Origin of the sequence: Marinobacter gelidimuriae, from assembly GCF_000372805.1 — a bacterium.
Classification (GTDB): domain Bacteria; phylum Pseudomonadota; class Gammaproteobacteria; order Pseudomonadales; family Oleiphilaceae; genus Marinobacter; species Marinobacter gelidimuriae.
In genome coordinates this window covers 1-7,956 of the sequence record NZ_KB889946.1, presented here as the reverse complement: position 1 = coordinate 7,956, position 7,956 = coordinate 1, and the positions used below count along the sequence as shown (strand labels likewise).

Annotated in this window: 8 protein-coding genes and 1 tRNA gene; 5 read left to right on the top strand and 4 right to left on the bottom strand. The window is 52.4% G+C overall.

The genetic code is table 11. The features are described 5' to 3' along the window. A partial coding sequence (locus A3OI_RS22425; RefSeq protein ID WP_018405590.1) for a transposase occupies positions 1–132 on the bottom strand: 132 nt, incomplete at its 3' end. 170 nt (positions 133–302) lie between these two features. Here A3OI_RS22425 and A3OI_RS0117925 point away from each other — a divergent pair. Further along, positions 303–379, top strand: a tRNA-Met gene (locus A3OI_RS0117925). 90 nt (positions 380–469) lie between these two features. Here the strand turns inward: A3OI_RS0117925 and A3OI_RS0117920 are convergent. The 3 genes from A3OI_RS0117920 to A3OI_RS0117905 all read right to left on the bottom strand — a co-directional run bounded on the left by A3OI_RS0117920 (position 470) and on the right by A3OI_RS0117905 (position 3,710). Continuing rightward, a complete protein-coding gene (locus A3OI_RS0117920; RefSeq protein ID WP_018405589.1) occupies positions 470–1,804 on the bottom strand; it encodes a HipA domain-containing protein in 1,335 nt (444 codons plus the stop codon). Further along, positions 1,801–2,133 (bottom strand): helix-turn-helix domain-containing protein, encoded by a 333-nt coding sequence (locus A3OI_RS0117915; RefSeq protein ID WP_018405588.1) that lies wholly within the window; start codon positions 2,131–2,133, stop codon positions 1,801–1,803. Before A3OI_RS0117915 ends, A3OI_RS0117920 begins: the two co-directional genes overlap by 4 nt. A 305-nt stretch (positions 2,134–2,438) precedes the next feature. Next, positions 2,439–3,710: a glycerophosphodiester phosphodiesterase family protein gene (locus A3OI_RS0117905; RefSeq protein ID WP_018405586.1), complete on the bottom strand. Its 1,272-nt coding sequence runs from the start codon at positions 3,708–3,710 to the stop codon at positions 2,439–2,441. A gap of 142 nt (positions 3,711–3,852) precedes the next feature. Here A3OI_RS0117905 and A3OI_RS0117900 point away from each other — a divergent pair, with 142 nt between their 5' ends. The 4 genes from A3OI_RS0117900 to A3OI_RS20820 form a co-directional block, all read left to right on the top strand. Continuing rightward, positions 3,853–4,893: a TAXI family TRAP transporter solute-binding subunit gene (locus tag A3OI_RS0117900; RefSeq protein ID WP_228703033.1), complete on the top strand. Its 1,041-nt coding sequence runs from the start codon at positions 3,853–3,855 to the stop codon at positions 4,891–4,893. A gap of 15 nt (positions 4,894–4,908) precedes the next feature. Beyond that, positions 4,909–5,472, top strand: coding sequence for a DUF1850 domain-containing protein (locus A3OI_RS0117895; protein ID WP_018405584.1), 564 nt, complete (start codon positions 4,909–4,911; stop codon positions 5,470–5,472). A gap of 26 nt (positions 5,473–5,498) precedes the next feature. Next, on the top strand, positions 5,499–7,517 hold the full coding sequence (locus tag A3OI_RS0117890) for a TRAP transporter permease (protein WP_018405583.1): 2,019 nt from the start codon (positions 5,499–5,501) through the stop codon (positions 7,515–7,517). Between the two features lie 48 nt (positions 7,518–7,565). Continuing rightward, the coding region (locus A3OI_RS20820) for a transposase (protein WP_177313733.1) at positions 7,566–7,956 on the top strand (391 nt) is incomplete at its 3' end.

Sequence of the window (7,956 nt, the reverse complement as noted above, 5' to 3'; positions counted from 1 at the left end):
GTCAGGGCACACAAATCCCTTGGGCCAGCGGTGCTGGAAAAGGGCTTCCTGGCACTGTGCTTCTGTGCCGTATTGCTTGAGAAAAGCCGGCAACGACAGGCCGGGCTGGAACTGGATTGGGTTACGTGCCATGAGATTGCCTCCTGTACTGTATATAACATCAGTATAGGCCAGAATGGCGGCAGCGTGGCTGATTAACGTAAGTAATCAGGTAAGGCGTTGACAACCCGCCGGCCGGGTATTAGTATACGCGCACATTGATTGAGGCGATTTTGAAAAGCACCTCACCAATACCAGTTTGATGCGGGATGGAGCAGTCTGGTAGCTCGTCGGGCTCATAACCCGAAGGTCGTAGGTTCGAATCCTGCTCCCGCTACCATATAGTAAAAAAAAGCAGATCAGTGACTCACTGATCTGCTTTTTTTGTCTGGCGTAGCAGAAAATCTGTGTGACAACTATTTTTCAGGGCTTAGACGTCAATACTGGCGCGAAGACTGTGTTCCATGTCGTTTAGGATGATATGCAGGATAGATAGAATTAGCTTCTGCTCGATGCCCCAGTTCTTTTTGGCCTCAGCCGGATCTGGCGACTTCTCAACCAATTTCCCATGTTCCTCACAAATCCTTTTATAAAGGTTGTGGGCAGTTGGAAGGATGGTATCAAGCTGACGGGTAATTTCCCGCGACACTGTACCCTTCACCAACCCCAGTGCCAGACCGGCACTTACCAGATCTTTGAAAGTGACTGCACCGAAGCTCTTGGAGTCGTCACTGATTTGAAGCGCCAGTTCAGATGACGGCCATCGTGCATTTTCTGAGGCAAGGGCTCTCGTCTCATAAACAGCTGTCGCCAAAAGATCATAAGCGGGGGCCACACGAATGCCCTCCCGATCAACAATGAACGATATGTTTTTCAGATGATTGTCACCGTTGCCCGTCAGAACATTAAAAATCAACCAACGGAATAACTCCAAACGGGCAACAGCTTTGCCTCGGCATTTTAAAATCGCTCTATTGAGGGACTCTGTATTTGCGCCGGTGTATTTGAAGGCCCTGTCTCTGTTTAAGAGTTGGCAAGTGTCGATCACGTGAATGCGATGAACCACACCCGCCGCATCGGACCACCGATCAAACCGCTCAATGATGTACACAGGTTCGGGCACATAACGCATGCTGACATCAGGGACATCCAGCTTCATTTCCCGAGCAAGCCGCATAATAAAATATTCATTCATTACTGAGGCTGGATAGTCTGGCCCCGGATGATTGGGCTTCAGAATATGTGTGGACGGCGTACCCGCTTCCGGCTCATAGATTTCGTCCCCGTCCAGAACGATCAACATCTTGTGTTGAGCGCCGGCCAGCGACATCCGCTTTGGAGAGTCTTTCTGTAGAGAAGATCTGGGAAGGTTCCTGATTCGTTGACTCAGCTGGTCGTTGGTCAGCCTTCTGCGCCCAGTTGGAAGATCTAACGAACATTCGTGTTCGAGTAAAACCAGAGCGCCGGCAGACTCGGCGCCGTAGTACTCCAAAAGACCAAAGGAATCTTCCCACTTCAGCCCTGCTTCTTTTGCGACGACCTGGCGCAAAGTCTCTTCTGGCAGAAGGTTGTCAAAGTACCACTGGACAGGGCGCGTCGATGAGCCATCTTTGATGGTTTTTTCATCTCTAGATAGTGCCGGAGAAAGATCGAACCCATCCACGAATGACAACCAGTCGTCAGCGTATGAAAATTCCCAGATGTTTTCTTGCTCAGACAGGACGCCTACCGTTGCTCCGTTGTGATAAACCACCAGGCTTCTCATGTTTTACGGCCCGATGAGATTGGGCTTGAATCCTCTGCTTCTCGTTTTCTTTCGCGAGGTGGGAGTGGCTTCATTCCCGTTGCTTTCAGTTGTTCGTATTGCGGCAAAGCCGACTCGGGTATGTCGAACGTCACGCGGATTCCTAATTCGTCGAGCAAGCGTAGAAAACGACCGAATTCGATGGTCTCCTTACCTCGCTCAGCATCACGCACGAAGACGTGACCGACACCGGCACTTCCTGCCAGGTCATCTTGCCTCAGGGACTGGCTTTTTCGCACTGCCCGGACAAGCATTCCAGCCTGCACAACGCCAGACACGGTCATTTTCATCACAAAACCTATATTCGATGCGTATGCATAGAATATAGCGCAGGCTGGCAACTTAAGCCAACAATTCGATGGGTTCCAATCGTTTTAGGTAATAAGCAAACCAAAATATACAAAATCGATTTGACCGATTCGATTCCAAAACAATAATTCGGTGTCTTCTGGTGTTTGCATCCATCGACCATGCAAGGCTTGCCCACGATCTAGCATGAAGGCCCAGCCCATAAATGGCAGCAACCGAACCATATTCCGGGTGTCGTCCACGCTATCGATGATGGTGTTCCTTTAATCCAACCCGTGAACCGCGCTTAAAGCCCCATACAGTTGGCGTAGTAGGTTGTAGTTGCAGGCCAGTCTGAGAAGATCCCGATTACACCCACATCCAGAGCCAGCACATCAATCACCGTAAAGGTGTCGCCATCGTTGTTAATGGCATCGGTGATGGTCTGGTGGTACCAGCCACCGTCGTTATTGAGCGGCCCGCTGCGCTCTACTGTCCAGGCAATCAGGTCAAGGCCTGCAGCTTTGGCGTTGATTGCGTACTCTGACGGTACAATTTTTTGGTTGTCGTCCAGAGTCAGCATTTTCCAGAGCGCGGGTGCCAGAATGGGAACTCCCTGCTGGGCTAAATCTTCCATGTACGCCATTGATACGTTGTTCGGCTCGTTTGGTTTCTGATCCAAAAATACGGCCTGGCGACCAAATTCGGGCATCTGATTGACCCAGAAGATAACGTCATCCAGCAGGAAGGACTGTGGCCATACGTCCTCTGGGCTGACTCCGGCCTCGATGTATTCATTAATCATCTGGCGGGCGTAATCTTGTTGTGAATAGCCCTGTTGCGAGTAATCTCCTTCAAAAGGCATATCAACCACCGGTGTTTTCAGTTCCGGAGTGAACTTGACGCCGAGCTCCTTGAACAGTTCGATACTTTCGCGATGACTCAACAGGGTGCCCCGAGTTGAATACAGGTCCGTGCGCCAATTGGCGGTGCCGCCAAGATACGCTTCGGGTGTGGTGGCTTCAGGGTCAAGGGCATCCATTTTGCCCCTGAGTGATTTGAATTCAGTCAGTGTAATGTCGCTGGTGCGGCATTCAGCCCGGGCCGGTGTGCCGGTGGCCGGATCGGCGGGCACAAAGGGCTGGGTGCATTTGGCGTTCAACTGCGGCACGGCCACGATGTTGGTGGTGGTGTGCAGATCATTCTGGGCGTGACGGCAGACTAATTCCCGGTCTTTGGTGAAGGCGACGTCGCATTCGACAATTCCGGCTCCCATTCTGGCGGCAGCAACATAGGATTCGCGGGTATGTTCAGGAACCTGCAGCGGCGCTCCCCGGTGGGCAATAGAGAAATCTGACGGTGCCAACAGCTTTGTTTCACAAGCCTGCAGCGTGTTTTTCAGTGCACCGGCATCCATGTCATTGATCAGGAAGTAAGGCCGGGGGCCAAGCTGAACCAACGTTTGGCTGTTTTCGGTGGTCGCCGTTTGGTTTTCATTAGCCATGGTATTGGTGGTGCTGCAGCCGGATAGCATCGCTAGCGAACCGATGAGCAGGGGAAGGGTAAACGCGAGTTTCATCACAGAGTCCTTTTATTGTTTGGTTGGGCGCCATCGCGGTTATTATTTCCTGATCTTTTGAATAATAGGGCGATCTGTTGTTACGAGACATCGGCACCCAATACGTGCTAGTTTCTCAATCGTTGTTTCTACGTGCCCGTTGATGGCAAACAGAAGCTGGGGAGTTAAAACCTCCTTTATCGTCAATCATAACTATAAGTCCAATAGGGCGGAGGAAACGTTCATGCGAATTCTAAAATATGCAGTTGCCGTATCCATGCTGGCTGTTGCGCTCCCCTTGAGCGCACAACAACTCTCGATCGCTACCGGCGGCACCGGCGGCGTTTACTATCCTATCGGCGGTGGCTTCGCCGAAATGATCAATAATCATATCGAAGGCGCAAAGGCGACGGCTGAAGTAACCGGCGCCTCGGTTGAAAATATGGGTCTGATCATGCGCGGCGATGCGGATCTTGCGCTTGCACTGGCAGACACGGTCTATCAAGCGTATACCGGCACTGATAATTTTGAAGATCGCCAGATCGAGAACATCCGTGCGCTGGCCTCGGTTTACCCCAATGCTGTGCAGTTGGTGACTCTGGCGGAATCGGATATTAAGTCTATTGCGGATCTGGAAGGTAAGCGCGTGTCAGTGGGCGCACCGGGCAGCGGCACCGAGCTCAATGTGCGGGCGATACTGGAAGCGAATGGCATTAGCTACAGCGATTTCACGCCGCAGCGTTTTAACTTCAATGAAACCGCCAATGCGATTCGCGACGGTGATATCGACGCTGGTTTCTGGAGCGTAGGCCCGCCGACCAGCTCCATTCTCAACCTTGCCGCCACACGCGACATTCGCCTGATTAGCCTCTCTGATGAAGAGGTCGCCAATGCCCGGGAAGAAGTTGCGGTCTTTTCGCCGTACGAGCTGGCAGCAGGTATGTATGAGGGTATGGATGAAGCTGTTCAGACCATTGGCATTCCCAATGTGCTCGTCGTTAATGCTGATATGGACGAAGAACTGGCTTATCAGTTGACCAAATTGCTGTTTGAAAATACGGATGAGCTGATTGCTGTTCACCCTGCGGCGAACGACACCACCGTAAAATTCACCATGGATTCCACGCCGGTGCCGCTGCATCCAGGTGCACTGCGTTACTTTGAAGAGGTTGGAGCTACGATTCCCGATCGTCTGCGTCTCTAAACCTTGGATGGTTAAATGGCCATGCAAAGACAACGCGGCACGGTTGGGTCACGTTTGGCGTTAGCCAAGCGCTGGCTGACAGCCCTGTTGATGATTTGCTTACCACTGGCCGGAGCGGGGGCTTCCCCCGCTCCGGAGGTTTCCCCTGACCGCCTGCAAGTCGTTACCGAGCATGGTGAAATGTTGGTCGATATCGCCGTTCCGCCCGGAATGCGTTGGTGTATTGAGTGGAACCACTCGGTGAAAGGGTTCACCGTTCTGGACTGCTATCAAAACGTTGCTGGTGTGATGCAGTTAGAACGTAGCCACCAACCTGATTTTGCGGCGGGCTTAGGGCATACGGTAGGGCGGGGTGAGCAAGTCTCCGACGGAAAAGGCGGCTACTGGATCAATGCAATTGACGAACCAGTCCCCAATAATCGATACGTTTTGCGTGTGGGCGCTGAGGCCGTGAATCATCGCGTGGTATGGCTGGTAGGCGATCACCGTCGGGAAGTGAGTCTGAGCGACCATGCTTCGGGGCAACGCGTTACTGTTCAACTTATCAAACCCGCACCGCCCAGCGTGAATTATAAGTAAGCCAGACAACGTCTGACGAGGACTTCATGAACGAATCCAAACAACCGCCGACCATAATGCCGAGGGAAAATGTGATTCAACCCCGCACGGTGTTGTGGGCCATCACCATTGTGGCGGTGGGTCTTTCCCTGTTCCAACTCTATTCCGCGGGTATTCAGCCCTTAGGACTTTTTTATCAGCGCAGCATTCACCTGGCACTCATCATGGTGCTGGCGTTTTTAATGTTTCCAGCCTTCGGCCCAACCCGTAAACGCGGGGTAATGGGATGGGGCCTGGACGTGATATTTTTAGCCGGTGCAGTGCTGACGGGCGGCTATTTAGTCCTCAATTTGGACGAGATTTTCAGCCGTGCGGGTTTTTGGAACAGCACCGATATTCTGGTCGGCTGTATCGCCACGGTGACCGTGTTAGAAGCCAGTCGCCGTGCGGTGGGTTTCGGTATGACCGTGATTGGCCTGTTGGCAATTGTGTACGCGTTTGCCGGCCCGCGAGGTGAGCTGCCGTGGCTGGGCGAATGGATGCCGGGTATTCTGGAGCATCGGGGCTATACCATTGATCGTGTCGCCGGTCAGCTCTATCTGGGGCAAGAGGGTATCTTTGGCCTGCCGCTCGGTGTAGCGGCTACCTATATCTTTATTTTTGTACTGTTTGGGGCCTTCCTGGAGTGCACCGGTGCCGGTAAATTCTTTATTGATATGGCCTATGCAGCCACCGGTCGCCAGCGCGGCGGGCCAGCCAAGGCGGCGGTGTTAGCCTCGGCGGGTATGGGGTCTATTTCCGGCAGTGCGATGGCCAACGTGGTCACCACGGGTGCCTTTACCATTCCACTGATGAAGCGGCTGGGCTATCAGCCCAAACAGGCGGGCGGGATCGAAGCGGCGGCCTCTACCGGCGGGCAGATTATGCCGCCGTTGATGGGCGCGGGCGCCTTCCTGATTGCTGAGTACACCCGTACGCCGTACTTGGATATTGTCAAAGTCAGTATTCTGCCCGCGATTATGTATTTCGCCACGGTTTATCTGTTTGTGCACATCATTGCCCTTAAGCAGGGTATGCAAGGGCTGCCCAAAGAAGAACTGCCGCAAATGCATCAGGTAATGAAAGATGGCTGGCACTTCCTGCTTCCGCTAGCCATGCTGGTTTGGCTGCTGGCGATGAGTATGTCGCCGATGCGGGTGGGTTTCTACGCGGTGGTGACAATAGTGGCGGTAGCCGTGTTGCGTTACTCAGTGTGGTTTTTTGTCCTGGCGCCCTGGCAGGGGAAACCGGTGACCGTTACAGCCGTCAAAGATATTATGCGTGCGGGTTTGGCTAAACTGGTAGAAGGCTTAGAGCTAGGTGCGCGCAACGCGGTGGCGGTGTCTATGGCGTGCGCGGTCGCTGGGATTATCGTCGGGGTGGTGGGCTTGACCGGCTTAGGTCTGAAATTCTCCGCCATGATGCTGGCCTTCTCTGGCGGCAACCTTGTCTTAGCCTTGGTGATGGTGTTGTTGGCCAGCCTGGTTCTTGGTATGGGGCTGCCTGTCACCGCCAGCTATATCGTATTGATTGTGCTTGTTGGGCCTGCATTGACGGCTGAGTTCGGTGTGCCGCTTTTGGTCGCGCACTTGGTGGTGTTTTGGTACTCCCAAGACTCCAACGTAACGCCGCCAATAGCCTTGGCAGGATTTGCCGGGGCGGCCATTGCGGGCAGTAAACCGATGGAAACGAGCTTCCAGGCGTGGAAGTTTGCCAAAGGGCTTTACTTGATTCCGCTGTTTATGGTCTTTAATCCAGAAATCATCATGGGCGGCCCCGTGCTTTTGGTGGCTTGGAACGCAGTCATTGCCATTCTGGCATTAGGGGCCTTTGCTGCAGCCTTGGAAGGGTATCTGTTTACCAGGATGTCGTGGCTGCCTCGTTTGGCTATTACCGGGGCAATTTTTGGTGTGTTTTACCCCAATCTGATGACTGAAATTGCCGGTGTAGTGGTGATGATGTTTGTCATTTCTGCTAACTGGCTGGCGAGCAAGCGCGAAGCAACCGCAACAGCAGTAAGTGGTTAATCGCTACTAGTACACTGTACATCTTAATAGTTCGCAATTAATAGCATTTTGCTATACTCATTCTCAACCATCAGAGGGCGGCGGAAAGTAAAAATTACTACAACACGAAAGCGAATTGACTGGGCCTTTTTTACCAAGGAAATGCTGGAAGAGCGTTACCCAGATGCGGGAAAAGTTATTTTTATTATGGACAATTTGAATACACACAATATGGCTTCGTTATACACGGCNTTCCCACCTGAAAAAGCCAAACGTTTGGCTGACCNGCTTGAGATACATTACACTCCAAAACATGGGAGTTGGCTGAACATTGCAGAGATAGAACTCAGTGTTTTGAAACGACAATGTCTTGCAGGACGAATTGATTGTATTGAAAAGATGCGAACTAAAGTGGCTGCATGGAATACAGACAGGAACAACCGACAAACCAATGTGGACT

Coding starts and splice junctions, on each gene's coding strand:
- A3OI_RS0117920 (WP_018405589.1), bottom strand. CDS start 1,804: ATGAGAAGCCTGGTGGTTTATCACAACGGAGCAACGGTAGGCGTCCTG.
- A3OI_RS0117915 (WP_018405588.1), bottom strand. CDS start 2,133: ATGAAAATGACCGTGTCTGGCGTTGTGCAGGCTGGAATGCTTGTCCGG.
- A3OI_RS0117905 (WP_018405586.1), bottom strand. CDS start 3,710: ATGAAACTCGCGTTTACCCTTCCCCTGCTCATCGGTTCGCTAGCGATG.
- A3OI_RS0117900 (WP_228703033.1), top strand. CDS start 3,853: ATGGCAAACAGAAGCTGGGGAGTTAAAACCTCCTTTATCGTCAATCAT.
- A3OI_RS0117895 (WP_018405584.1), top strand. CDS start 4,909: ATGGCCATGCAAAGACAACGCGGCACGGTTGGGTCACGTTTGGCGTTA.
- A3OI_RS0117890 (WP_018405583.1), top strand. CDS start 5,499: ATGAACGAATCCAAACAACCGCCGACCATAATGCCGAGGGAAAATGTG.